General features: G+C 63.8%; 22 protein-coding genes. 11 read left to right on the plus strand and 11 right to left on the minus strand.

Features of this window, described 5'->3' with window-relative positions:
• Positions 1-20: 20 nt before the first annotated feature.
• Complete coding sequence (locus FQP90_RS00220; RefSeq protein WP_208759895.1) at positions 21-1,013, minus strand: stage II sporulation protein M; 993 nt, start codon at positions 1,011-1,013, stop codon at positions 21-23.
• A gap of 107 nt (positions 1,014-1,120) precedes the next feature.
• On the opposite strand from FQP90_RS00220, the gene FQP90_RS00225 reads away from it, so the two are divergent.
• On the plus strand, positions 1,121-1,918 hold the full coding sequence (locus tag FQP90_RS00225; protein ID WP_144647524.1) for an RDD family protein: 798 nt from the start codon (positions 1,121-1,123) through the stop codon (positions 1,916-1,918).
• 28 nt (positions 1,919-1,946) lie between these two features.
• Here the strand turns inward: FQP90_RS00225 and FQP90_RS00230 are convergent, their stop codons facing one another.
• The 5 genes from FQP90_RS00230 to FQP90_RS00255 all read right to left on the minus strand — a co-directional run bounded on the left by FQP90_RS00230 (position 1,947) and on the right by FQP90_RS00255 (position 6,571).
• Positions 1,947-2,783, minus strand: coding sequence for a pentapeptide repeat-containing protein (locus FQP90_RS00230; protein ID WP_144647526.1), 837 nt, complete (start codon positions 2,781-2,783; stop codon positions 1,947-1,949).
• 187 nt (positions 2,784-2,970) lie between these two features.
• On the minus strand, positions 2,971-4,191 hold the full coding sequence (locus tag FQP90_RS00240) for a L,D-transpeptidase (protein ID WP_144647529.1): 1,221 nt from the start codon (positions 4,189-4,191) through the stop codon (positions 2,971-2,973).
• A gap of 117 nt (positions 4,192-4,308) precedes the next feature.
• On the minus strand, positions 4,309-5,787 hold the full coding sequence (gene ahcY / locus FQP90_RS00245; RefSeq protein WP_144647531.1) for an adenosylhomocysteinase: 1,479 nt from the start codon (positions 5,785-5,787) through the stop codon (positions 4,309-4,311).
• A 44-nt stretch (positions 5,788-5,831) separates the two neighbouring features.
• Positions 5,832-6,050: a Trm112 family protein gene (locus tag FQP90_RS00250; RefSeq protein WP_144647533.1), complete on the minus strand. Its 219-nt coding sequence runs from the start codon at positions 6,048-6,050 to the stop codon at positions 5,832-5,834.
• Between the two features lie 143 nt (positions 6,051-6,193).
• Entirely contained in the window at positions 6,194-6,571 is a 378-nt protein-coding gene (locus FQP90_RS00255) for a DUF3499 domain-containing protein (RefSeq protein WP_208759909.1), read from the minus strand.
• Positions 6,572-6,724: 153 nt separating this feature from the next.
• Here FQP90_RS00255 and FQP90_RS00260 point away from each other — a divergent pair, with 153 nt between their 5' ends.
• Positions 6,725-7,243: a metallopeptidase family protein gene (locus FQP90_RS00260; RefSeq protein WP_144647537.1), complete on the plus strand. Its 519-nt coding sequence runs from the start codon at positions 6,725-6,727 to the stop codon at positions 7,241-7,243.
• Between the two features lie 39 nt (positions 7,244-7,282).
• Here the strand turns inward: FQP90_RS00260 and FQP90_RS00265 are convergent, their stop codons facing one another.
• From FQP90_RS00265 to FQP90_RS00275, 3 genes are read right to left on the minus strand one after another with little or no spacing between them, the layout of a single operon-like run.
• Complete coding sequence (locus FQP90_RS00265; protein WP_144647539.1) at positions 7,283-8,920, minus strand: DUF5719 family protein; 1,638 nt, start codon at positions 8,918-8,920, stop codon at positions 7,283-7,285.
• Positions 8,913-12,299, minus strand: coding sequence for a glycosyltransferase family 2 protein (locus tag FQP90_RS00270; protein ID WP_144647541.1), 3,387 nt, complete (start codon positions 12,297-12,299; stop codon positions 8,913-8,915). The genes FQP90_RS00265 and FQP90_RS00270 overlap by 8 nt, the downstream gene beginning before the upstream one ends.
• Before the next feature lie 11 nt (positions 12,300-12,310).
• A complete protein-coding gene (locus FQP90_RS00275) occupies positions 12,311-12,856 on the minus strand; it encodes a WhiB family transcriptional regulator (RefSeq protein WP_144647543.1) in 546 nt (181 codons plus the stop codon).
• A gap of 365 nt (positions 12,857-13,221) precedes the next feature.
• On the opposite strand from FQP90_RS00275, the gene FQP90_RS00280 reads away from it, so the two are divergent.
• Complete coding sequence (locus FQP90_RS00280) at positions 13,222-13,914, plus strand: TIGR03089 family protein (protein ID WP_144647545.1); 693 nt, start codon at positions 13,222-13,224, stop codon at positions 13,912-13,914.
• 18 nt (positions 13,915-13,932) lie between these two features.
• Here the strand turns inward: FQP90_RS00280 and FQP90_RS00285 are convergent, their stop codons facing one another.
• Positions 13,933-14,502 carry a GtrA family protein gene (locus FQP90_RS00285; RefSeq protein WP_144647547.1) on the minus strand — a complete coding sequence of 190 codons (570 nt, stop codon included), beginning with the start codon at positions 14,500-14,502 and terminating at the stop codon, positions 13,933-13,935.
• A 202-nt stretch (positions 14,503-14,704) separates the two neighbouring features.
• On the opposite strand from FQP90_RS00285, the gene FQP90_RS00290 reads away from it, so the two are divergent.
• The 5 genes from FQP90_RS00290 to FQP90_RS00310 are packed head-to-tail and all read left to right on the plus strand — an operon-like array spanning position 14,705 to position 20,329.
• Positions 14,705-15,892, plus strand: coding sequence for a 5-(carboxyamino)imidazole ribonucleotide synthase (locus FQP90_RS00290; RefSeq protein WP_144647549.1), 1,188 nt, complete (start codon positions 14,705-14,707; stop codon positions 15,890-15,892).
• On the plus strand, positions 15,889-16,452 hold the full coding sequence (gene purE / locus FQP90_RS00295) for a 5-(carboxyamino)imidazole ribonucleotide mutase (RefSeq protein WP_144647551.1): 564 nt from the start codon (positions 15,889-15,891) through the stop codon (positions 16,450-16,452). Before FQP90_RS00290 ends, purE begins: the two co-directional genes overlap by 4 nt.
• A 20-nt stretch (positions 16,453-16,472) precedes the next feature.
• The gene (locus FQP90_RS00300) at positions 16,473-18,089 is read left to right on the plus strand and encodes an LCP family protein (protein WP_144648066.1); all 1,617 of its coding nucleotides are present in this window, start codon (positions 16,473-16,475) and stop codon (positions 18,087-18,089) included.
• Between the two features lie 50 nt (positions 18,090-18,139).
• On the plus strand, positions 18,140-19,390 hold the full coding sequence (gene manA, locus FQP90_RS00305; RefSeq protein ID WP_144647553.1) for a mannose-6-phosphate isomerase, class I: 1,251 nt from the start codon (positions 18,140-18,142) through the stop codon (positions 19,388-19,390).
• Positions 19,391-19,393: 3 nt separating this feature from the next.
• Complete coding sequence (locus FQP90_RS00310; protein WP_144647555.1) at positions 19,394-20,329, plus strand: lipid II:glycine glycyltransferase FemX; 936 nt, start codon at positions 19,394-19,396, stop codon at positions 20,327-20,329.
• 167 nt (positions 20,330-20,496) lie between these two features.
• On the opposite strand, the gene glpX is transcribed toward FQP90_RS00310, so the two are convergent.
• Positions 20,497-21,519 (minus strand): class II fructose-bisphosphatase, encoded by a 1,023-nt coding sequence (gene glpX / locus FQP90_RS00315; protein WP_208759896.1) that lies wholly within the window; start codon positions 21,517-21,519, stop codon positions 20,497-20,499.
• 200 nt (positions 21,520-21,719) lie between these two features.
• On the opposite strand from glpX, the gene FQP90_RS00320 reads away from it, so the two are divergent.
• The 3 genes from FQP90_RS00320 to FQP90_RS00330 all read left to right on the plus strand — a co-directional run bounded on the left by FQP90_RS00320 (position 21,720) and on the right by FQP90_RS00330 (position 24,582).
• On the plus strand, positions 21,720-22,394 hold the full coding sequence (locus FQP90_RS00320) for a DUF4245 domain-containing protein (RefSeq protein ID WP_244296403.1): 675 nt from the start codon (positions 21,720-21,722) through the stop codon (positions 22,392-22,394).
• 58 nt (positions 22,395-22,452) lie between these two features.
• On the plus strand, positions 22,453-23,067 hold the full coding sequence (locus tag FQP90_RS00325) for a carbonic anhydrase (protein WP_026542810.1): 615 nt from the start codon (positions 22,453-22,455) through the stop codon (positions 23,065-23,067).
• An 87-nt stretch (positions 23,068-23,154) separates the two neighbouring features.
• The gene (locus FQP90_RS00330) at positions 23,155-24,582 is read left to right on the plus strand and encodes a class II fumarate hydratase (RefSeq protein WP_144647559.1); all 1,428 of its coding nucleotides are present in this window, start codon (positions 23,155-23,157) and stop codon (positions 24,580-24,582) included.
• Positions 24,583-24,647 lie beyond the last annotated feature (65 nt).

Genomic DNA, 24,647 nt, shown 5'->3' on the forward strand with positions numbered 1-24,647 from the left:
TCGAAACGCAACTGTAAGCTCTAGGCCGCGATGCTGCGGTATCCGGCGTCGTTGGCATCCAGGTCCCCAGTGACTCCGGCGCGGGCCGCCCTGCCACCGAGAATCAATGTATAGGCCCAGTAAGCGGCCAACACCAAAGCACCTATCGTGATCTTGGCCCACACGGGTAGCTGGCTGGGTGTCACGAAGCCTTCCACAATCCCCGAGATGAGCAGGACCAGCACCAGCCCCAAGGCAACCGTGATCAGGGAACGCCCTTCATCAGCCACCGCCTGCAGCCGGGTTCGCGGACCAGGCCGAACCATGGCCCAAAAAATCTTCAGCCCCGCCGCGCAGGCAATAAACACGGCGGTGAGCTCCATCAGGCCGTGAGGGAGGATGTAGCTGAAGAAAACATCCATCTTCCCTGTGGCAAGGAACAGACCTGCTGCCAGCCCCAAGCTCTGCGCGTTCATGAAGAGGATGAACGGTACCCAGAATCCGGTGATGCCGAACGCCACGGCTTGGGCAGAAATCCAGGCGTTGTTGGTCCATACGGCACCAGCGAACGAGGCCGCAGGATTCTCCGAGTAGTAGTCAATGAAGTCTTCCTCCACGTACTGCTGCACTTTGGCTTCGCTGGCCACCGCCCGTAGCGCCTCCGGTGAGGTACCGATCCACAGGGCATACGCTCCAGCCACCACGACGAAAGCCAGCCCACACCACAGGGTTAGCCATCGGATGCGATAAAAAGCGGCTGGCAGGGAAATGACGAAGAACCGCGCCAAATCCTCCATGAAGTTCGAACGTGCCCCGGTGAACCTGGTCCGGGCCTGGGCCAACGCCGCGGACAGGGAGGCCGACATCCCACTTTCCGGAGCCACCGAACGGATCAAGGACAAATGACCGGACACCGCTTGGTACAGGCGCAGCAGTTCGTCCGCCTCGGCTCCCGTGAGTCGGCGCTTGTGCGCCAGGAAGTGCAGCCGCGACCATTTGTCCCCATGTACGGCCGAGAAGGCATCGATGTCCACGCCACCACCCTAGCGCTTGTCTCCACCCGCGGGGCCTGAACCGCCGCTAGACTCGTTGGTGCGGGCCCGCCGAACGCCCGCGGAGTTTGCGAAGCATGGGGGCTGGCATGAGTTCGATCATCACAGGCGAGGCAGTGGTCCTTGAGCTGCGCCCCGCGTCTTTTGCGGCCCGGGCACTGGGGCTCATCCTCGACGTCATCTCCCAGGTTCTCCTCGCCGTCCTCCTCATCATCCTGATCAGCGCCGCCTCCCGCGACCTTGACGATTCCGCCATCCAGGCCCTCGTCCTCAGCAGCATCGTTTTCTCCGTCGTCATCGTTCCCGTCACCGTCGAGACACTCACCCGCGGACGGTCCCTGGGCAAGCTCGCCACAGGATTGCGCATTGTGCGCGACGACGGCGGTTCCATCCGCTTCCGGCATGCCGTCATCCGCGGACTCATCGGTTTCTTGGAGATCTACATGACCTTCGGCGGCCTGGCGATCGGCGTAGCGCTGTTCAACGACAAGTCCAAACGCCTCGGCGACATCGTTGCCGGCACCTATTCACTCCGCCAACGCGTACCGTCAAAGCCCCGCATCATGCCGGTGGCACCCCACTATCTGCAATCATGGGTGGCTATGGCAGACATCGGCAGGGTCCCGGACGCCACCGCCCGCCGGGCAGGAACCTTCGTGCAGCAGGCCTATCTCATGGCGCCGGCGTCGCGCGTCAACATGGCTGCTTCCCTGGCATCGGAACTCGCCCGGTACGTGGCCCCTCCCCCGCCGGCGTGGACCATCCCCGAGGACTACATCGGTGCCGTCCTCGGGGAACGACGCAACCGCGAACTCGCCCGCCTGCGGCAGGCGGAGCAGAGGAACGCGACCGTCGGCGAACGGTTGCGGAAGTTGCCGTTTACCTAGGCCTGAACCTCGCACCAACCTCTCCGTTCTACGTCCAATGAGACGGCCTCGCTATACGCGGGGGCAGGAGTGTGTTGGGGTCGCCTTCGGCGGAGTTGACTTGGGAATTGGTCAAATAGAGGGCCCTTGAAAGGTCCGCACCGTGGAGTTGTGCTCCTCGGAGGTCGGCGCCCAGGAGGTCCGCCGCGGTAAGGTCGCTGCCCCTCAGCCGCGCTCCGATCAAGTAGGCACCGCGGAGGTCGACTCCGCACAGTCGGCGGTTCGCAAGGTCGGCACCCATGAGGTCGGCGCCACTCAATTCGCCGTCCCGGGGGCCGCCGTCGGGAGTCTGCTGGTCCTCGGCTCCATAGGAGGCTCGCAGTTCTTCGCTGACCTCCATCAGGAGGTGCCGGACCTCGCTGTGCAAGGTTTCGACGTCGGCACCCAGAATTGCGGAGGCGTCACCTTGGGCGGTGGCTGCTATGTGATCGGACAGGTGCCCCGCGGCCACTGCGAGATCAGGATCGAAGGTGCGTTGCTGGGCTTCGACCAAATACCAGAGCATCTCGTGGAGTTGCCTCACCACCTTGAACACGGCGAACATCGAGGACTTGGTCGAGGGGTCCTGAGTCCAGCTGGTTCCTTCGAAGGTGTGTTGGGACACCACTTGGCCCGCGCCGAAGCAGTCAAAGTCCGTGCAGCCTCGAAAACCACGGGGCCTCAGGCTTTGGTGGATGGCGCAGGAAAAGTCCTCGGCCATGTTCGGGCAGGGCGTGGCTGCCGGTTTGTCGATCGCGAAGTCAACCGAGCGGGCGAATCCGAGGGCGGTGGAGCAAAGGGCAAAACAGTTGCCGCAGTCCGGGCGAAGGGTGGGTGAAATGGTCATGCGTGCTCCAGGTGATGAAAGAGGGTCCGGTGGAAGGAACCGGGGAACCCGTCAGCGGGTTCCCCATCGGGACACCCGGAATCACCAAAGATGGCAGCACAAAATGGAGGGCCAACGCAGGGTCAGCACACAGGGTTTGGGTCAAAGCGCGCAGGAAATAATCACTGCAACGATCTTAACAGCAGGACTACCGCTGGGCGTAGCTCGCCCAGGGGATGTTCCAATCCCCGAAGCCCTCCAAAGGTTCTACGGGAGGGGCGCCTGTGTTCAGGATCTGGACAACGTCGCCGGTTTTCATGTTGTTGAAGAACCAGGCGGCGTCCTTCGGCAGCAGGCCTACGCAGCCGTGGGAAACGTTGGCCACGCCAATGGAACTCCAGGCAGCTTCAAGGGCCTGATGCACGTACACGCCGGACCACGTCAAACGGTTGGCGTACTCAACCACCAGGGGCGGGTAATATCCTTTGTCGCCAGGCTTGAGCCCAATGGTCCCGGCGTTGAAGTTGGAATGCCGTTCCTGCTCCATGATCACTGCGTAGCCCGTCGGCGAAAGCCAGTCTTCGCCGCCGAGTGACACAGGCGCAGTGTGCACCAGTTGGCCATCGGAGTACACGTTCATGGTCTTGGTGTTGTCGTCCACCACAGCCACGCGCTGGGGACCGGTGGTGAAGGTGGAGACCACGTCCGCGTTGCCGATCATGTTGTTGCCAAAGTTGACGCCGAGGAGCTTCATGTCGACGGTGACGGTGGTTCCGGAAGCCCAGAACGCCTCAGGGCGGATCCGGACCTTCTTGTCCGAGTACCAGTGCCAGGCCACCGGCTGGCCGGAAGACACGGTAATGGCGACGCGCTTCTCCATGGCGGCCTTGTCCACTACCGGCTCACTGAAGTTGATCTCGATCGGTTGGCCGGAGCCTGCTGTGGTGCCGTTGCGCGGGTAAATGGAAGCGTCGGCCTCGTAGGCGGCAGAAACTGTAGTGAAGGTCTGGGTCTTCTTGGTTTCCTTCCCCGCGGTATCCACCACGGTGAAGGAGTAGTTGTACTGGGTCTTGAACTTCAGGACTTCCAGCGTGGTCCACGTGCTGCCATCAGGGCTGGTCTTGCCTTGAACGGGCGTGCCTCCGCCAACGGGAGTCAGCACGACGTCCTTGACTTTGCCGTTGACCGCTTTGATTTGAGGACCCACCACCGGGTTCCATTCCACTGCACCGTCCAGGGGGGTGATGCCCAGCTCCACGGGCTTCGCCTCCACGGTGGGAGCCGGTGACGGGTTTTCCGTTGCACCCTGTGTGGAGCCGGCGAGGAGTCCCGGCACCGTGGCCACTCCGATTCCGCCCACGGCAATGGCGGCACAGATCCCTATGATGGCAAGGATCTTGCCCGTTTTCCGTTTGGCGACTTCCGTCATGGTTCCCGTCTTCCTGTCCCCCGGCAAGCAATACTGAACACCCAATTCTAGCCGAAAGGCCGGCCACGCTTCTCGCGCGTCCGGCCTTTCGCCATCGTTTTGGGTTTCGCGGGGCTGCTAGTAGCGGTAGTGCTCCGGCTTGTAGGGGCCTGCCACATCCAGGTCCAGATAGTCGGCCTGGTCCTTGCTCAGTTCCGTCAGCTCGACGCCGAGGGCGTCCAGGTGCAGGCGAGCCACTTTCTCGTCCAATATCTTGGGAAGAACGTAGACCTGTTTCTGGTACTCGCGCTCACCTGCCGGCTGGTCCTTCTTGGTCCAGAGCTCGATCTGAGCGATGGTCTGGTTGGCGAACGAGTTGCTCATCACAAACGACGGGTGTCCCGTGGCATTGCCAAGGTTCAGCAAACGGCCTTCGGACAGCACGATGATGGACCGCTCGGAATCCGTGCCGGCGTCAAAGACCCATTCGTGGACCTGCGGCTTGATTTCCACCTTCTGGACGCCGGGGATCTTCGCGAGCCCTGCGATGTCGATCTCGTTGTCGAAGTGCCCGATGTTGCCCACAATCGCCTTGTTTTTCATCCCGAGCATGTGCTCGGCCATGATGACGTCCTTATTGCCCGTGGTGGTGATGAAGATGTCACCTTGCGCCAGCACTGATTCGAGCTTCGCCACCTGGTAACCGTCCATCGCGGCCTGCAGGGCACAGATGGGGTCGATCTCGGTGACGATCACTCGGGAGCCCTGGCCCCGCAACGCCTCTGCGGCGCCCTTGCCAACGTCGCCATAACCACAGACGACGGCGACCTTGCCGCCCATGAGGACGTCGGTGGCCCTGTTGATGCCGTCCGGCAGGGAATGGCGGATGCCGTACTTGTTGTCGAACTTGCTCTTGGTAACGGAGTCGTTGACATTGATGGCCGGGAACAGCAGCTTGCCTTGCTCAGCGAGCTGGTACAGGCGGTGGACACCCGTGGTGGTTTCCTCCGTGACGCCCTCAATGCGGGCAGCCAGTCGCGTCCACTTCTGCGGATCTGCGGCGAGGGTCCTGCGGAGGAGGTCCAGGATAAGGACGTACTCCTCGGGATCTTCCTCAGTGGCGGCCGGAACGGCACCAGCGGCTTCGAACTCGACGCCCTTGTGCAGCAGCAGCGTGGCGTCTCCGCCGTCGTCGAGAATCATGTTGGGACCCAACTCCGGGTTGGCGTCGGCGCCGGGCCAGGTGAGGATCTGCTCCGCAGTCCACCAATATTCCTCCAGGGTTTCGCCCTTCCAGGCGAAGACCGGCACACCCTGCGGGTCTTCCGGCGTGCCCTTCCCGACGACGACGGCGGCAGCGGCTTCGTCCTGGGTGGAGAAGATGTTGCAGGATGCCCAGCGAACCTCCGCGCCCAGCGCGGTGAGGGTTTCGATGAGGACGGCTGTTTGCACGGTCATGTGGAGCGAACCGGCGATCCGCGCGCCCTTCAACGGCTGCGAGGCGCCGAACTCTGCCCGGAGCGACATGAGGCCCGGCATTTCGTGTTCGGCGAGACGGATCTGGTGGCGGCCTGCCTCCGCAAGGGTGATGTCGGCCACTTTGAAGTCAAAAGTCATGGAAATCCTTAGGAGTACCGTGCGAGTTTGGGAAACAGAAGTGTTTAGGCCTTGGAATCGTGCTGGCCGGAGGTGGCGGCATTGGCCGCCGCCAGCAGTTCCGGAGGCAGGAGCAGCGGAATGCCGTCCTCGATCGTGTAGCGGAGCTTTTCACCGTCCGCAGTGGCAGCGGTGGAGACCAGCTCCTCGCCCTCCTGGACCAGCGGTGAACCCGTCACGGGGCAGCGCAGGATGGACAACAGTTCAGGACTGACCTTTGGCATGAATGATGCTCCCTGGGTGGCGCCGGCGTGGCGCCGCTGGCGGATTTATCTGCAGATTCCAGCCTACCGCGCACCATCATCCCGTTTGGATCACCGCGACGATTTGCGTCCCGCTGCCGAACGCAGCCTCCCGGACGGGCTGGCTACGACGGTTCGCGGAGGATTCGCAAGTGGCCGCGGCGGGTTCCCTCGACGCCGGCGGGCGGCTCCATCTGAGCATGGCTGTGCCGGGCAGGTGTCTCCGGCGCAGCGGAGGCTGCCTCACGGACGGCATTGGCAAGTGCCAGCAGGTCATCCGGCCCGGGCTCGGGCGGAGTAGTGGGCATCGCCAGGCGAAGGACTTCCCAGCCCCGCGGAACCGTCAGGCTTTCCGCATGTTGCGAACAAAGGTCGTAGGCATGGGGTTCCGCATACGTGGCGAGCGGACCGAGGACTGCGGTTGACTCTGCGTACACGTACGTCAAAGTGGCCACCGCAGACTGGCGGCAGGCTGACCTTGAACACTGACGAATAGCACCCACAACATCCCAGATTAGCGCCACTTGGCACCTACTTCGTGCATTGGGCGTCCGTGGCCCACCAACAACATGCGGCGTCAACGGCTGCAGCAACATCCGCGGCGCGGTACCGGCAGAGATGTCGCGCTGGCGGTTCCTCGCGACTAAAGTCGATATATGCAGTCACAGCCACATGTTCCCGGGTTCACCATCCGGTGGACTGACGCCGATGGCGATCAGGTGGAGCAACATGCCGATTCGAGCGTGCGGGGCTTTCGTCGGCGCCGGCGCAATCGGCACGGACGCGGACTGCGCGGAGAACTGATGCTCCCTAATCTTCCCGGCTTCCGGACACGCTCAGAGCGCTTCGACGACATGGTGCTGGACTCTGCGGAGCGGCTCCAGGACATGTGGGGCAAGCAGTTGGATGGCGTCCTCTTTGCCGTGGATGAAATTCCGCCCAACTTGGAGCAACTCGTCGCTGCCGGGAACGCCGCCCCCATGGGCTCTTACACACCAGGCGGCCGTGGCGAGGCCCCCATGATCACGGTTTATCGTCGGGTGGTGGAACAAGGGTCCGCGACTCGCGAGGAACTGCAGGATCTTGTCCACGACGTCGTGGTGGAGTACACCGCCGAAATGCTCGGCGTACCGCCGGAGACCCTGGACCCGGTGTACCGCCGTCGATATCAATAACGACGGCGGCAACCCACTCGGGCGGTCCGCCCCAGTGGATTAGTAGCCCACCGACACCGGAACTTTCTCGAGGCCTGCGGCCGCGTCCTGGATTGCCACGACCGAGACATCGGCCCGGCCCTCCTTGCCGAGGACAAGCGCGCCATACACCGGATCACCAGATGCGGACACCACGTAGCCCGCTATGAGCGCGTCCCCGGATTTTGCCGGAAGTTCAATCATGGATGTGGTCCCTCCGGACATATCGACGTCCACGGCTTTGCCGACTTTCCCATCAGCCGTCACAGGAGCGTAGGTGACCGTGCCGCGGCCTTCGGGTACGCCGAAGCTCAGGAACCTTAGGCCGTCCCGGGGAACCGCCACGAGGTGTTGGCTGCCGAGGCGGGCCGAGGCCGGTGACCAGGCAAAGTCGGTTGCCTCCTCAGCCTTGGCTCCACGGGTTACGCGGGTTGATGCCACGAACGACACGTCGGATGTGGCCTTGACCGTATAGCTGCCTGCCGGAATGCCATCGAGGTTCATGGTGGCCACCGTTCCGCCCTTGACTGTCACCACTCCCCCGTTGGGAATTTTGCGTTCACCATTGGAGCCGTAAAGACTGACCTGCACCACAGCATCGGTGGATCCAGGGACGGCGATTTGGAGGGCTGGTACAGCGTCCGAGAAGCCGGACTTGCCGGCAAGTGCCTTGGTGGCCGCCGGGTCCTGGATATCGACGCCGGACATCACCTGCTGGTTGGACGGCCCGGCACCGGGTGACAAGTACTCAACGCCGCCGGGAGCGAGGCCGCGCAGCACGCTCTGTTGGATGGTTCCGGCCACCGGGCCGCCGGTGCTGCGCACGTGGACGGCCAGTTGTGTCTCACCGGGGGCAAGCCCTGCCAGGTTCACGGATCGGGTGGTTCCAGGAGCCACCAACAGGCCGCGTGCACCGGGCGCCTGAATCTGGCCCTGGCTGCCAAAGAGCTCAAGGTTGACTGTGGCTGGAGTTTCGGAGGCGTTACTCAGGTTCAGCACGGCGGTACGGCCAACTGATGTGTTTGCTCCCACCAGCCATGCGTCATTTCCCGATGGCTGGCACTGGGCAGAGGCCAGTCCGCGGAGGTCGCCGTCGGTGGCGGAGTAACTGAGGTTGGCCGCCAGGGACGCCTGTTCGTTCCCCACAGGATCGGACGTCACCACTGTTGGCGACGTCACCGGACTCACGGAGGCCACTCCGGCGGCCAGCACGGGTGGTCCTGCCGTTGGGGTGGGGGTGCCGGTGGGAGCCTTCGCTATTTCTTCCACCGCATCGCCGCCCAGCGAGGTCACCTTGCTTCCGGGAACTGTACCCGCCGGGTTGCTCAGCACCACGGCGTTGAGGGCGCTGGCTGCAGTTGTGGACACAGGGCTGAAGTCGGCATCAGTTCCCACAACGGTCCCGTTCACCAGCCTCGCCGGTTCCGGGCAAACACCCAAGGCACGGCCCGCTGGGACGTCCGCTTGCCGTAGGTCCATGGTTATTCCGCCGGAGGGCTCGGGCACCATCGACGCAGCGGCAACAGCGCCTCCACCTGCCGCCAGGATTGCCACGGCGGAGAGGACCCCCGTGATAACGCCCCTGTTGGAGCTCCGGGAGCCTTTGCTGGCGCTGCGGGACGTTTTCGCGTCGAGCGGCTGCTTCTGGTCCTCAGACACTGCTGTACTCCTTACGGAGGGAGACTTCGTCCCTCGACATGCCGGTGCGCGTGCGGCGTGCGGGCATCGGAACGGCCAACAGGACCGTCAATCCGATCACCACGGCCTGCAGGATCCCGACCCACAGGGCCCAGGGGTTGGTGTAGCGGATCTCCAGGTCGCCTCCACTGGCTGGGAGTTCGAAGGCCTGCGACCATCCGGAAGTGGTGGCTTTCAGCTGGCGGCCATCCACCCACGCGGCCCACCCTGGATCGGACCGCTCGGCCAGGACCACCTTGCGGCCATCGTCGCCTGCGGGCACGGCAGCGTCCACGGAGACCTCCTCGGAGGGCAGCGAACCCACCATCGCGCCTTGGGAGTCCACAATCCGCACACGGTGCGTCGTATCCGCGGCAGTTGCCGCAGGCTGGTTCCTCGGCGTGACGCGCCACAGCCATCCGGCGTCGGTCTGGCCGACAGCAACGAGCCCCGGGACGGCGTCGATCCTGCTGGCAGTCAGCTGGGCTGCGCTATCCGCGGCCTTGAGGACCACGAAGCCGGCACCCAGCTGTTCCAGGTCGGCACGGGGGTCAACCCCTGTGCTTGCCACGATGGTGGCCACGGCCCTGCGGAGGGACGCGGTGGCAGCGTCATCGTCGGCGATTTCCTCGCGCCCAGGGGCACCGATGATGGTCCTGGCGGAGGCGATGGTGGACAGGCTGTCCAAAGTAGTACCGGCGCCCCGCATCAGGGACGACGTGAAGGCCCCCTGCTCGCCACTGGTGATGACCAGCGTCCGCGTGCGCTCGGGGCCCTGTCCGCGGTCGACGGCGGTGGCTGGCAGGGTGCCGTAATCCACCGGCCAGACCTGGCGTTCGGAGCCCAGGCTCGACGCCGGCTCGGTAGCCCTTGGCGCTGTGGTCGCCCCCGGCGCCGGTGAGGGCTGGAGGACATTCTGGACTGCCCAGGCACCCATGCCTGCCAGCGGGCCTCCGAGAAGGAGCGTCATGACCACTACAGACGCGGCATGCCGGACCGGTAGCTTCCGACGGGCGGAATCCGGGGTCCTTCGCGGCGCGGCAAATAGCTTGTCGGCACCGATGACGGCAGCACCGAGCAGCACCATGCCTGCTGCCGAGACGGCCGGGCCGGTAAACGGTCCAACAATCACGTTGTTGTTGACCCCTGTGGCCACATGCCCCACCAACCAGCCACTCGCCAGGGTGGCCAACGCGGCCAGCCAGAAGACCCTGGCCAGTGCGGTGCGCCTCCCGGGGAGGAACAAGGCCGTTATGGCGAGGATCAGGACTGGAGCGCTGACCAGCAGAGCCAGCAACAAAGCCCAGGGCACAGCGCCAGGGCCAAAGAACGGCAGACCGGTGATGCCGCCGTCGATGTCGAACGCCAACGGCTGACCGAGAAGCTGCTGCCACAACGGCGCCGCCTCAAAGGTGAGTGGCAGTCCCGGGTCGGCGAGCAACGAGCGCGGCCTGTCGAGTACGGAGAGCCCGAAAGGTAGGAACAAGGCAACAGTGGGCAAAAGCGACCACCACAGTGTTTTACCCCGTTGTCCCAGGACAACCGCGGCGAGAATCACGGCAACGGCGATTGGGCCCAGCAACGATGGTGCAGAGGCTGTGACAACGGCCATCGCCAGGCCGGCAGCAGCGGCGGCCGTCCACGACGGTGTTCCATTGATGCCCGGCTTGCCCGTAATGGGCGTGGGCCGCCTGCTCAATGCCGTGCCGGCAAGCGAATGCCCCTGCCCTATGGCGGATCCGGAGGCACGCAACAGGGCCAGAAGAAGCAGCGGCATCATCATGTGTGCCACCAAGGCACCGACGCGGCCTTCGTTGATGGAGATAAGGAGTGCAGGCGCGCCGGCCCATGCCAAGGCGGCTACGGTACGGAAGCGTCGCTTGGTGGTCAGGGCACCGGCGGCGAACCATGCCCCTATGCCGGACAGGGGCATGGCCAGGATCAGGAGCCATGCCGTGGCCGCATTGCCGTCGCCGCCACCGAAGAGCGACAACAGCCAGAGGACGTAGCCGAAGGGGTCGCCATGCCCGGGAAGTCCTGCGCCGAGGGAAATCCACCAGGTCGAAGCGTTGGACCAAATGTCACCGGGTGATGTGGACAAAGGAAGGAGCCCCCCGCCGGCCACAGTGCCGGAGCGAAGCAGGCCCAGCAAGCCCACAAGTGCTGCGGCGAGGGCTACCAAGGCTGCCGCAACAGCGCCGGTTCCTACCCAGCCACGTTCGTTGGTGGCCAGCGCCGCGAAGTCGTCAGCAGCATCGCCGCTGGGTTCGGGCGCCAGCAGGTCCGAAACAGCCGGGGTTTCGTCACTGGGGCGGATTGCCTCCAACAGGGACCGCCTGTTGGCGCGGACCTCACGGGTGGGCGTTTGCAGGCCACGAACCACGGACCGGTGGACACGACGCGTCCTGGCGGCAACCCGGCGGCCCTTCGCTATGGCCCGGGGGCGGGCCAACGCAGCGACGGTGGATGTGAATTGGGAGAAGCCGTAGCCCGGTTCCTTGACCAGGATGCTCAGCAACAAGCGAACTACGGCCCCGAACAGAGCACCAACGGCTTGAAACGGAACATTCCACCAGGGTGTGTGCTTGAGCCGCATATGGATCTGGGCTTTGCGCGCGGCCGAGGAGGTGCCCAGACCGTGGGGTCGGTGCTCCACGTGGAACATCTTCGCGCTAGGGACAACCACCACGCGATTGCCTGAAAGCCAGTTGCGCCAGCAGAAGTCGACGTCATCGCCGCTGCCGGGCAGCGCGGGGTCGAAGCCCTGCAGCTGTTCCCACACGTCCCGGCGAATCAACATGCCGGCAGAATTCACGGCGAAAGTGTCTGTGCGGGCATCGTATTGGCCCTGGTCCACTTCGTCGGCGTCAATCAACGTCAAGCGCTCGGCCCAGCGGCTGGTCGAGAGCCCCACGTCCACCAAATGCCGTTTGTTGTTCCACCCGAGCTGCTTGCAGCCGGCCACGGTAACCGAAGGGGCACGTTCAACGGCATGAAGAAGCTCCGCCAACGCGTCGGGCGCCGGAGCTGCGTCATCATGCAGGAGCCAGATCCACCTGACGGAGTCGGCTTCCCGGGCGTTACTGCCTTCCTTGGCGGTGTCGTCAATCGCCGCCCTGGCCGGAGCCAGTTCCTGCAGGCCTGCTTGCACAGCTGCACCGAAGCCGGACTTCGCGTGGTGGAAGGTGGTGACATTGCCCTGGCCAAAGGCCTCGCGGAGCAAGTCCAATGAGGTGTCCGTGGAACCTGTATCAATGCCAATGGCGGCATCTGCCGAACGCGTCTGGTCCGACAATGCCGCCAATGTCCTGGGGAGATAGTTGCCGCCGTCGTGGGAAACCACGACGGCGGTAACGTGCACTTCCTTGAGAATTAGACCGCTCGCTTCCTTAGCCGACGACGTTCCCGCTCAGAGAGTCCGCCCCAAATACCGAACCGCTCGTCATTGGCGAGGGCGTACTCCAAGCACTGCGAACGCACGTTGCACGCCCCGCAGACCTTCTTGGCGTCCCGCGTTGATCCACCCTTTTCAGGGAAGAATGCTTCCGGGTCCGTCTGCGCGCACAGCGCGTCCGTCTGCCAACCGAGTTCACCTTCGTCATCGAAGTCCCCCTGGCTGGGAAGGCCGATCCATACGGACTGCCCCGGATTTTCAAGCGGACGGCGCAGCTCCATGGGAGGGTCGTCCACGTCGTCGTCCGGCCCGGCAGGCAGGTCGCCGATCAATGCTTCGTGTGCCGCCAGGAGGGCAGTTGCCTGATCCTCCAAAGACTCCTGCACATTCTGGTTGTAGCGGTCTGCCGCTTCCGGATCCGCTGGGTCTACGTACCAGTCCCCCGGTACTTCCCGCGAACGGTATTTCACCGACGCATGTTCTGCGACGACTGCATCTTCCTGGATACGCAACGCTTGCCCCATGGCGTCCCTCCTGAGTTTGCAGCTGCTGCTTGGATGAATTTCCGATTCCCGGTGGCGTTCCGGTCATCTGTGCAGCGGCGTTGATTACTAATTACACGCGTGTAACTACCCACCAGTCAAGCCGCGCCGGGATAATAATCAAGAAACTGTAGAAAAGTGGGACGCGCCACGCCCATCATTTTTGGACGTGCCCCCGCCAGCGCCCGCGGCAACCGGTAGTCACGCATCGATTTACATGAACTTTCATTGAATTTCCGCGGAATTCGCAAACCCGCCCCACGACGTCCACCGTATGGAGTAACGGCAGTGTGGGCCAATTCACATTCCACCGCGACCAGGCAGGGGCCCCGTGGCAAGATTGAGCCATGAGCATCCCGGCAGCGACCCTGATGACCGCCTTGAGGTCAGGACATTCAACGTCACCACGACTGACTTGGTACGGCCCCGACTCCGAACGCGTGGAACTCTCAGGGCGGGTGCTGGACAACTGGGTGGCCAAAACCAGCAACCTGCTGCAGGACGAGCTGGACGCCGAGCCGGGGATGGCCGTACGACTGGACCTTCCCGCGCACTGGAAGTCCTTCGTGTGGGCTTTGGCGGCGTGGCAGCTTGGGATGGAGGTCGTCTTCGACGAAACCCCCGCGGACCTTCTGGTCACGGACAAGCCCGACGGCGCCGGGGCCGGCTTTGACGCGGTGGTCGCCGTACCCCTCGCGGCACTTGCGATGCGCTGGCCGGGTGAGCTGCCATCCGGCGTCGTGGATTATGCGGCCGAAGTCCGCTCCCATGGCGACGTCTTCATGGCCCATAACGAACCAGAGGCGGAACTGCCGGCTGTGAGGGGCGCCTCGGCACTCTCCCATGAAGCCCTCATTGAAGGCTTTGCCTCAGCCCAGGAACCCGGCGTCAGGCTGCTGGTGCGCGCTGCCGACGGATTGGAATCCTGCCTGTCCGCATCCTTGGGAGCATGGAAAGGAGACGGTTCGGTGGTGCTGGTACATCCGGACCTTGAGGTCACCGAGCATCTCCTGGAGAACGAGCGCGTCAGCCGACCCTAGCGCCGGAAGCCACGGAGATCAGACGTTCTTGATGGACGGGACCTCGCCGGTTGCCGGGTTGGCGGAAGCGGCTTCCGCGACAGTCTTGTGCTTGTGGTGCACTTCCAGGATCTCGTGGTCGTGGGAGTAGGCCGGCTCGGCATCCAGTTCTTCATTGAAGACCCAGAAGCGGTAAGCGAAGAAGCGGAAGATGGTGCCCAGGATGAGGCCGACGACGCTTCCAGCGATGAAGAGCGACGGCTTGTCATTGAGTTCAAGGATGTACTTCGCGAACCAAACACAGCCCGAGGCAATCAGGAGCCCGATGACGTTCATCACGCCGAACAACACTGCTTCACGAACCACGTTGGCCTGCTTGCGGTGGCGGAATGTCCAGAAGCGGTTGGCCACCCACGAGAACACACTTGCCACGATCGTCGCAAGAGCCTTCGCCCAGACCTCGCTGCCATGCATAGGGCCCGAGAAGAGCCAGATGAAGACAGCCGAGTCAATAACAAAGGCGACACCGCCGACGGCGCCGAATTTGGCTACCTCACGCCAGAAAAGCGACGCGAGTCCGCGGATGCGATCTGCAAGTGTGGTGATCATGACCCTCCATGGCCGTTGAAAAATGGGCCGATGGGCCAAACCCATTTTAGCGCCGATTTCCAAGCGTTGCCCCGTAGAAGGCTGTGAGAACGCCGATACTGCGACCGGTTCAGCCGTTATCGGGCATCTTCAGATCCTATAAGACGGCACCGAAAGAGCGGCAAATCAGTCAACGTGCCGCCGGTTCGGTAGGCTGAACATTGTGACTTTTCCAGTAATTGGCGTTGTTGGCGGCGGCCAACTCGCACGAATGATGGCTCCGCCCGCTACCGCCTTGGGCTTCGAACTCCGCGTTTTGGCTGAGGGTGAGGACGTTTCGGCCGTGGCCGCGGTGGCCACTGCCCCGATCGGCGATTACAAGGACCTGGACGCCCTCCTTGAATTTTCCAAAGGCCTGGACGTGCTGACGTTCGACCATGAGCACGTCCCCACCGGACACCTGCAGGCGCTGTTGGATGCCGGCGTCAACGTCCAGCCTGGACCCGATGCCTTGGTAAATGCGCAGGACAAGTTGGTCATGCGGGCTGCGATCGACCGCCTCGGTCTCCCCAACCCGGAGTGGTCCGCAGTACACACTGTCGACGAGCTCGTCGCTTTTGGCGACCAGATTGGCTGGCCCGTTGTTCTGAAGACGCCTCGCGGTGGCTACGACGGCAAAGGCGTGAGGATCGTCGATTCCGCGGACGATGCCTTGGAAACCGAGGACTGGTTCCAGGCGATGAGCCCGCTGTTGGCTGAGGCGAAGGTGGAGTTCAGCCGCGAACTCTCGGCCTTGGTTGCCCGCACCCCCAGCGGCGAATCCCGAGCCTGGCCCGTTGTCCACACCATCCAGGTGGATGGTGTGTGCGACGAAGTCATTGCACCTGCACAGAACATTCCTGTGGAAGTGGCTGCTGCCGCGGAAGAAGCCGCGCTTCGCATCGCCAATGAGCTGGGCGTCACGGGCGTCATGGCCGCCGAGCTGTTCGAAACCCCCGGAGTGGGAGCGGGCTTCCTCATCAACGAGCTCGCCATGCGCCCGCATAACACCGGTCACTGGACTCAGGACGGCTCCATCACGAGCCAATTCGAGCAGCACCTGCGCGCGGTCCTGGACCTTCCTCTGGGCGCTACCGATGCATTGGCCCCGGTGACGGTCATGAAGAACTTCCTGGGCGGAGACAACCAGGATCTTTTCAAGGCCTTCCCCTTGGCCTTGGCCTACGAGCCGGCCGCGAAAGTTCACTCCTACGGCAAGTCCGTCCGGCCCGGTCGGAAAATCGGGCACGTAAACCTCGTTGGGAGCTCGGTTTCCGACGTTGACTCCGTGCGCCAGCGCGCCACTGTTGTGGCCAACATCATCCGTGACGGCCGCAAGCCGGAGCAGACCACCCTTGAGGAGACCGCATGACGCCAGAATCAACAGCCCCGCTCGTAGGGCTCGTGATGGGTTCGGATTCGGATTGGCCGGTCATGGAGGCCGCTGCCGACGCTTTGGCCGAGTTTGGCATCCCGTTCGAGGCCGACGTTGTTTCCGCGCACCGCATGCCCACGGAGATGATCCGCTATGGCCAGACCGCCCACGAACGCGGCCTGCGGGTCATCATCGCCGGCGCCGGAGGTGCAGCCCACCTCCCCGGCATGCTGGCGTCGGTGACGCCGCTCCCGGTGATCGGTGTTCCGGTTCCCCTGAAGACGCTGGACGGCATGGATTCCTTGCTGTCGATCGTCCAGATGCCCGCTGGCGTCCCGGTCGCCACGGTGTCGATCGCAGGCGCCCGCAATGCAGGACTCCTCGCCGTCCGGATGCTGGCATCGGGAACCGACGAACTTGCCGCGAAGCTCCGCGACGACCTCCTCGCCTTTGCGCAGGAGCTGAACGACGTGGCCACCAAGAAGGGCGAAAACCTGCGCCACAAAGTGGAGGAAGTCTTCTCCCCTGCCAACGCTTCAGCGCGGAGCTCCCGCTAGGAAGGCAGCGGTTGACCACCATGCACAAGACCCAGACTCAGCCCGGTTCCGCCCTGACTGATCCCGTCCGCTATCCGTCCGGGGCCAGCGCTCCGGTGCGGACCAAACGCGCCTTTGTGCTGGTCCTCCTCACCCTCTTCATCCCCGGCAGTGCCCAAATCGTGGCCGGAGACCGCAAACTTGGCAGGGTGGCGCTGCGCGTCACGCTCACGGTGTGGGCGTTGGTGCTGGTCACTCTGCTCATTGCGTTGCTGAACCGGACCATGCTGCTGAGCATTTTCACCCACCCTGTGGGTTCCCTGGTCATCATCGTGGTCCTGGTGGCCCTGGCTTTGGGCTGGGCTTACCTGTTCCTGAACACCCTGCGGATCATCCGGCCAGCACTCCTGGCACCCGGCATGCGGCCCATCATTGCCGTGGTGGTGGCGGTCTCCACCGTCCTGGCCAGCGGATCCCTGGGGTACATCGCCTACGTCCTCAACGTGAGCCGCAACGCGATCGGCAGCATCTTCAACGCCGGTCCGGCCATCGATCCTGTGGACGGGCGCTACAACTTCCTCATGATGGGTGGCGACGCCGGAGATGACAGGACGGGCCGCCGCCCGGACAGCTTGTCGGTCATCAGCGTCGATGCGAAAACCGGTGAAAGCGCCATCATCTCCGTCCCCCGCAATCTTCAGAATGCCCAGTTCAGCGAGGGCTCGCCGATGCGCGAGGTCTACCCCGAGGGTTACAACTGCGGCGACGAATGCCTCATCAACGCCGTGAACACCGAAGTCACCAACAACTACCAGGACCTGTACCCGGGTGTTGCCGATCCCGGCGCCCAAGCCACGTTGGAAGCGGTGTCCGGCACGTTGGGCATCACCGTCCAGGCATATGTCCTGGTGGACATGGATGGATTCGCCAAGCTCATCGACGCCATGGGTGGCATCCGGATCAAGGCCGGCGGCTGGGTGCCCATCAGCGGTCCCGTCACTGACGAGGCCAACGGCATCCACGGTATGCCTGACGGCTGGATCGCCGCAGGCGACCAGCACTTGGATGGCTTCCATGCCCTTTGGTATGGCCGTTCCCGCGAGTTCGTGGACGACTACGCCCGCATTGCGCGCCAGCAGTGCGTCCAGCAGGCCATGCTCAAGCAACTGGACCCAGCCACCCTCCTGACCAAGTTCGAGGACATCGCGAACGCCGGCACCAAGGTGGTGGATTCCAATATTTCTTCCAACCAACTGGGCAGCTTTGTTGATCTGGCATTGAAGTCCAAGAACCAGCCCGTCAAGCGCCTCACCATCGGCCCGCCGGACTTTGATGCCTCCTTCTCCACAGTTCCGGACTTCGACCTGATCCACTCCAAGGTCCAGGAAGTCCTGGCGTCGTCCAACACGCCCAAGGCAAGTGACGCCGTCGTCTCCTACGACGGAGCCGCCGCCGGTGCCGTCATGGCCGCTGGTCCGGCTGCCGGGGCCGTCCCCGCGAGCAACCTGCCCTCGCCCTCTGCCGATTTCACGCCGGTCACCACCACGCCGGACGGCACACCGATCACCGTCGAACTGCTGAATGGCCTCAAGGCCCAGGGTGACGAGCAAGGCATCCGTGACCTCGTGGCCACCAATGGACAGTGCGCACCGCTGTAAACTGCCTTTCCGGCCCATCCCGTTCAGCGCAACGATAAGGACTTTCTTTCGTGTACCAGATTGAGAATGTTTTGCGACCCTACGCGTGGGGTTCGACGACGGCGATTGCCGGGTTGCTGGGGCGGCCGGCCTCGGGCGGGCCTGAAGCGGAAATGTGGATCGGGGCGCACCCGGACTCTCCTTCCACAGCCGTTCATCCCAACGGTGTCACGCAGCCTCTCGACGCCCTGATCGAGTCCGATCCCTTGCATTTCCTCGGTTCCGACAGCCTTGCTGAATTCGGGCCGCGGTTGCCCTTCCTCACCAAGCTGCTGGCAGCCGAGCAGCCCCTGTCGCTGCAAGTCCACCCCAGCCTTGACCAGGCACGGGATGGCTTTGCCCGGGAGAACGCAGCGGGACTTCCCGCAGACGCCCCCGAACGCAATTACCGGGACGACAACCACAAGCCGGAGATGATCTTCGCCCTCACGCCGTTCAAGGCCTTGTGCGGCTTCCGTTCTCCGTCGGCGTCCCGCAGCATCTTCGAGCATCTGGCGCACGTCCTCGATTCCGCGGCGGTCGATGTCCCCGCCGTCGTCAAGGACATCATCTCCGATCTGGGCCAGGCCGATCAGCCTGTAGCGCTGAGGGCTGCCTTCAGCCGGCTGATCCAGGGGGGTGGCGAGGTTTCCGATGCCATCGCCGAGATTGTGGCCGTTCTGTCTGCCGGCGCTCCACTGGAACCGCACCGCGAAGCGCTCACGGCCATGCTGGATATCAACGAAGCCTTCCCCGGCGACCCGGGCGTCCTCATCTCCCTGCTCCTCAACCACCTGTCCTTGGAACCCGGCGACGTTGTGTACCTGCCTGCCGGCAACATCCACGCCTACCTCCACGGGCTGGGCGTGGAAGTCATGGCTTCCTCTGACAACGTTCTCCGCGGTGGGCTTACACCCAAGCACGTCGACGTGCCCGAGCTACTGAAGACTGTCCGCTTTGAAGCACTTGGGGTCCCCCGCGTCGAGGCGAGCGGGACGGAGTTCGGCCAGGAACTGTACCGCCCGCCGTTCAGGGAATTCCAACTCCAGCGCATCGAACTTGGCCCGGGCGCCGAGCCGGTTCCGTTGGCACAAACCGGGCCAGCCGTCGTCGTGGTGGTGTCCGGTGCGGTCATGCTCGACTCCCCCAAGAGCGACCTCCTGCTCAAGCGCGGCGCCGCAGCTTTCATCCCGGACGCCGAGGCTCCCGTGAACGTCCATCCTGTCCAGGGTGCCACTGACACCAGCATCGCCTTCGCAGTGACCACCGGCTTGGGGAACTGATCCATGGAGTTCTTCCTGCAGACCCCTGCGTGGGCCGATGTCCAGCGTTCCCTGGGCCGTCGTGTCCACCAGAAGGCGGGCCCGGGCTGGAGCTTCCTGGCCACCGAGGAGAAGAATCCGGCCGGCAAGGTCATCTACGCCCCCTACGGGCCGGTGGCGGACTCCGTGGAAGCGTTCGACGCCGCCACTGCGGCTTTGGTGGCCTTGGCCAAGGAGGAGCGTGCGGTCTTCGTCCGGATGGAGCCCGCTGCGGCAGGATTCACAGCGGCCGACGCCGGTCCCCTCCTTCGCGCGCGCGGCTTACGGCCTGCGCCGGTCAACCAGCAGCCGGAGCTGAGCTGGATTGTGGATCTGGACGGGGACTTCAAGGATGTCCTCGCCGGAATGAAGCCGACCAACCGAAACCTCTACAGGAACATCCACAAGAAGGGCGTGACCTTCCGGGCTTCACAGGATCCCGCCGATATCTCGGTGCTCCTGCACTTCCTGCATCTGACTGCGGCCCGCAACGGCTTCAAGCCACAAAGCGACGAATACCTGACCAAGGTAGCTGCGTCGCTGCTCCCCTCCGGCGCAGGATCACTGTTCATCGCTGAGCTTGAGGGCGAACCGATCGCGGCTGCCTTCGCCTACGATTCCGCCGATACCCGCGTGTACGCCCATGCCGCGCTGGATGATACCCACCGCAAGCTCAGTGCGGGCATTCCGCTCTTGGTGACTTTGATGGCCGATGCCAAGGAAAAAGGCCTCAAGCACGTGGACCTGTGGGGCGTCGCTCCGGAGGACCAGCCTGACCACAAATGGGCAGGATTCACGGCGTTCAAGAAGTCCTTCGGAGGCCGCGAAGTCTCCTACCCCGGCACCTGGGACCTCCCGGTCAACAAACTCCGCTACGGCGCCTACCAGCTGGCCAGGAAGCTCCGCGACAAACTCCGCTAAGCCTTTCCCCGCTCCACCCGCGCCCGGCACACCCCACAACAGCGCGAAGCGGAAGCCGGCCGGACACAGAGAAGGACGACGGGTATCGCGACAGCGGCATCAAATCGACGAGGTACGAGGAGATAGCCGCCGAGCGATGCTCGCCGTCCTTCTGTGAGCTGCGGAGGTTACGGCTTGCGCGCGTACGTCTCCCACTTGGATGCGTGGTGCTCAGCGTCAACGAAGCGAACGGTGCCGGACTTCGAGCGCATCACGATGGACTGGGTAAGGACCCGGTCCTTCTGGTAGCGCACGCCGTGGAGGAGGTCGCCGTCGGTAATGCCCGTTGCTGCGAAGTAGCAGTTGTCGGAGGTGACGAGGTCGTTGGTGGAGAGGACGCGGTCGAGGTCGTGTCCGGCGTCGATGGCCTTCTGCTTCTCTTCGTCCGACGTCGGCCACAGACGGCCCTGGATGACGCCACCAAGCGACTTGATGGCGCAGGCTGCAACGATGCCTTCGGGCGTGCCGCCGATACCCATGAGGGCGTCAACTCCGGTGCCGGACCGGGCCGCCGCAATGGCGCCGGCGACGTCGCCGTCCATGATGAATTTGGTGCGGGCACCGGCTTCGCGGATTTCTTCCACGAGGGGACGGTGGCGATCGCGATCAAGGATCATGACGTTGAGCTGGTTGACCTTGACGCCCTTGGCCTTGGCAATGAGGTGCAGGTTCTGCTTGACGGGCAGGCGAAGGTCCACCATGTCCGCGGCTTCGGGGCCGGTGACGAGCTTCTCCATGTAGAAGACAGCTGAGGGGTCGAACATGGAGCCGCGCTCAGCGACTGCAAGCACGGCGAGGGCGTTGTTGATACCGAGTGCGGTCAGGCGGGTTCCGTCGATGGGATCGACGGCGACGTCGCACTCGGGACCGGTGCCGTCACCAACCTGCTCGCCGTTGAACAGCATGGGGGCTTCATCTTTTTCGCCTTCACCAATCACCACGACGCCATTGAAGTGGACAGTGTGAAGGAACGAACGCATGGCGTCGACGGCGGCGCCGTCTGCCTTGTTCTTGTCGCCGAAACCTACCCAGTGGCCACCGGCAATTGCCGCGGCTTCGGTGACACGGACGAGTTCAAGCGCAAGGTTGCGGTCGGGTTCGTCGATGCCGACGGCGAGCGACGGCGAAATCGTGGAATACTGCTGGGTCATTGGTGCAGGAGACACTTGAACCTCTTCTTCGAGTGACGATTCACGGGACCGGACATGGTTGCACGTGGCAACCCGTGGTTCCTCTACCAACGATCATAGTCGCCGCGTCCACTGCGAGTCGTTGAATGACCACGGGCCGCCATACCGGCGGCGAGGTTGGCCGATGTGTGTTCCCTGCCGCGATAAGGGATCATGGAAGGGTGAGTGAAACGCAGGACAAGCCCGCCGCCGGCCACCAACCGGATGCTGCCGCGGCCCACCAAACCAGTGCCCCGGAGGCCCCCTACAAGCCCGTCATTGCGGCGAAAGCCGCCAAGCGGGCCAACGCATCCGTCATCGGCATGGTCATTGCCTTGCTGGTTTGCGTGTTGGCTTTCCTTCCCATCGTCTTGATGAACCCAGCCCCCAAGGGTGAGGGGTTCAGGCCGGCAGTCGATGTGTCTTCCGCCGCCAGGAACGCCGAAGGTGTGGCGGGATTCACACCCGTCACCCCTGATACCGGCGACACATTCACTCCGAACTATGCCCGATGGGACTCAGGTACCGGATCCGGCGTGCCCACCTGGGAGATTGGTTTCCTGACTCCCAAGGAAGCCTTCATTGGCCTCACCCAGACCAGCCAAGCCAACCCCACCTGGGTTCTGCAGCAGACCGGGAACCTTCCAGTTACCGGCACACGCAATGCGGGGGGCCAGGACTGGGAGCTGCGTGACTCAGGCAAGGAAAAGCGCAGCATGGTGCTGGAATACCGCGGTACCACGCTCATCCTGAGCGGCACCGCAAGCTTGGATGAGTTCGCAAAGCTCGCCGCCGCCGTCGTGACGTCTGCTGACGAGGGCGCCGCACCGTCAGCGTCCGCCACCCCGTCCGCTTAACGGCATAGCGGCGCAACAGTTTCACGGACTGGCCCGTCCGCATCGTAAAGTAAGGCTCGTGCCTACTTACCTGACTCCAGCCCTGGCGTGGCGCCGTCTCCGCGAGGGCAACGAACGTTTTGTTTCCGGCGAATCCCTGCACCCCAACCAGGATGCTTCGCGACGATCCTCCCTCATTGAGAACCAGAATCCGTTTGCCGTGATCTTCGGCTGCTCGGATTCGCGGCTTGCTGCAGAAATCATCTTCGACCTCGGCCTCGGCGACGCCTTCGTGGTCCGTACCGCGGGCCAGGTCATCGATGACGCCGTTCTCGGCTCCCTCGAATACAGCATCAGCGAACTCCGCGTTCCGCTGATCGTCATTCTGGGCCACGACAGCTGCGGTGCCGTGAAGGCCACCAAGGCAGCAGTGGAAACGGGTGAAATGCCTCCGGGCTTCATCCGCGACCTCGTCGAGCGCATTACACCGTCCGTCCTGACGGCCAGGCGCAATAACCAGGACGATGTCAACGACATGGTGGTGGAGCACGTGAAGCAAACCGCTGCCCGCCTGGCTGACAGCTCACGTGTGATTTCCGACGCGATCGACGACGGCCGCGTTGCTGTGATCGGCCTGTCCTACAAGCTCGATGAGGGCCGCGCGGCCCTCGTTTCCGGGATCGGCAAGCTCTAGGAGGTCGCGCTCCGGCCCCTGAGCCGGAGCACGTAGCACTCCCCTTCGGGTTTTCTGTGAGGCGACCAATCGCCCTAAGCTAGCCCCATGACTTCCACCACTGAGTTCCGTATTGAACATGACACGATGGGCGAAGTTCGCGTCCCCGTGAACGCCCTGTACCGCGCCCAGACGCAGCGTGCTGTGGAGAACTTCCCGATCTCCGGCAAGACGCTTGAGCGCACCCACATTGAGGCCCTGGCCCGCGTGAAGAAGGCTGCTGCACTGGCGAACGCCGAACTGGGGGTGCTCGATGGCGAGCTCGCCGAGGCTATCGCCGCCGCTGCCGATGAGGTTGCCACCGGAAAGTACGACGGCGACTTCCCGATTGACGTCTTCCAGACCGGCTCGGGTACGTCCTCCAACATGAACACCAACGAGGTCATCGCCGAGCTCGCCTCGCGCGCCCTCGCGGCTGCCGGGAGCGACAAGGTTGTCCACCCGAACGACCACGTCAACGCCTCACAGTCCTCCAACGACGTCTTCCCGACGTCCGTGCACGTTGCGGCTACCTCCGCCCTGATCAACGACCTGATCCCGGCCCTTGAGTACCTGGCAGCTTCCCTGGACCGCAAGGCCGTGGAGTTCAAGGACGTCGTCAAGTCCGGCCGCACGCACCTCATGGATGCCACCCCGGTCATGCTTGGCCAGGAGTTCGGTGGTTACGCAGCACAGGTCCGTTACGGCATCGAACGCATCAACGCCGCCCTCCCCCGCGTTGCCGAAGTTCCCCTGGGCGGCACCGCCGTCGGCACCGGCATCAACACCCCTGCCGGCTTCCCGGAGCGCGTCATCGAACTGCTCGCAGCGGACACCGGCCTGCCACTGACCGAGGCTCGCGACCACTTCGAGGCACAGGCTAACCGCGACGGCCTGATCGAAGGCTCCAGCCAGCTCCGCAACATTGCGATCTCCTTCATGAAGATCAACAACGACCTCCGCTGGATGGGCTCCGGCCCCAACACGGGTCTCGGCGAGATCGCCATCCCCGACCTTCAGCCGGGCTCCTCGATCATGCCGGGTAAGGTCAACCCGGTCATCTGTGAAGCGTCCATCATGGTCTGCGCCCAGGTCATCGGCAACGACACCGCCATTGCCTGGTCCGGCACCAACGGTGCGTTCGAACTCAACGTCGGCATCCCCGTTATGGCCGCCAACCTTCTCGAATCCATCCGCTTGCTGGCCAACACCAGCCGCGTCATGGCCGACAAGATGATTGACGGCATCACCGCCAACGTGGAGCGCGCCCGCTTCCTGGCCGAGGCTTCCCCGTCCATCGTGACGCCCCTGAACAAGTTCATCGGTTACGAGAATGCCGCCAAGATCGCCAAGATCGCTGTCAAGGAAGGCCTGACCATCCGCCAGGCCACCGAGAAGCTCGGCTTCGTCGGTGAGGGCGAAGGCAAGGTCACCGAGGCCGAACTCGACAAGGCCCTGGACGTCACCACCATGACGTCCCCGGCCCACAAGGCCTAATACTCAAAGCACGACGACGGCCGGTACCTTCCCGCGGAAGGTACCGGCCGTCGTCGTACCCGGGA

Source organism: Paenarthrobacter nitroguajacolicus (assembly GCF_007786235.1).
GTDB lineage: Bacteria > Actinomycetota > Actinomycetes > Actinomycetales > Micrococcaceae > Arthrobacter > Arthrobacter nitroguajacolicus_A.

What these genes read in the sequence shown, in the direction of transcription:
- FQP90_RS00275 (WP_144647543.1), bottom strand. Translation starts at nt 12,856, where the DNA reads ATGGGGCAAGCGTTGCGTATCCAGGAAGATGCAGTCGTCGCAGAACAT.
- FQP90_RS00240 (WP_144647529.1), bottom strand. Translation starts at nt 4,191, where the DNA reads ATGACGGAAGTCGCCAAACGGAAAACGGGCAAGATCCTTGCCATCATA.
- FQP90_RS00230 (WP_144647526.1), bottom strand. Translation starts at nt 2,783, where the DNA reads ATGACCATTTCACCCACCCTTCGCCCGGACTGCGGCAACTGTTTTGCC.
- FQP90_RS00285 (WP_144647547.1), bottom strand. Translation starts at nt 14,502, where the DNA reads ATGATCACCACACTTGCAGATCGCATCCGCGGACTCGCGTCGCTTTTC.
- ahcY (WP_144647531.1), bottom strand. Translation starts at nt 5,787, where the DNA reads ATGACTTTTGACTTCAAAGTGGCCGACATCACCCTTGCGGAGGCAGGC.
- FQP90_RS00280 (WP_144647545.1), top strand. Translation starts at nt 13,222, where the DNA reads ATGAGCATCCCGGCAGCGACCCTGATGACCGCCTTGAGGTCAGGACAT.
- glpX (WP_208759896.1), bottom strand. Translation starts at nt 21,519, where the DNA reads ATGACCCAGCAGTATTCCACGATTTCGCCGTCGCTCGCCGTCGGCATC.
- FQP90_RS00330 (WP_144647559.1), top strand. Translation starts at nt 23,155, where the DNA reads ATGACTTCCACCACTGAGTTCCGTATTGAACATGACACGATGGGCGAA.
- FQP90_RS00300 (WP_144648066.1), top strand. Translation starts at nt 16,473, where the DNA reads ATGCACAAGACCCAGACTCAGCCCGGTTCCGCCCTGACTGATCCCGTC.
- FQP90_RS00250 (WP_144647533.1), bottom strand. Translation starts at nt 6,050, where the DNA reads ATGCCAAAGGTCAGTCCTGAACTGTTGTCCATCCTGCGCTGCCCCGTG.
- purE (WP_144647551.1), top strand. Translation starts at nt 15,889, where the DNA reads ATGACGCCAGAATCAACAGCCCCGCTCGTAGGGCTCGTGATGGGTTCG.
- FQP90_RS00310 (WP_144647555.1), top strand. Translation starts at nt 19,394, where the DNA reads ATGGAGTTCTTCCTGCAGACCCCTGCGTGGGCCGATGTCCAGCGTTCC.
- FQP90_RS00260 (WP_144647537.1), top strand. Translation starts at nt 6,725, where the DNA reads ATGCAGTCACAGCCACATGTTCCCGGGTTCACCATCCGGTGGACTGAC.
- FQP90_RS00225 (WP_144647524.1), top strand. Translation starts at nt 1,121, where the DNA reads ATGAGTTCGATCATCACAGGCGAGGCAGTGGTCCTTGAGCTGCGCCCC.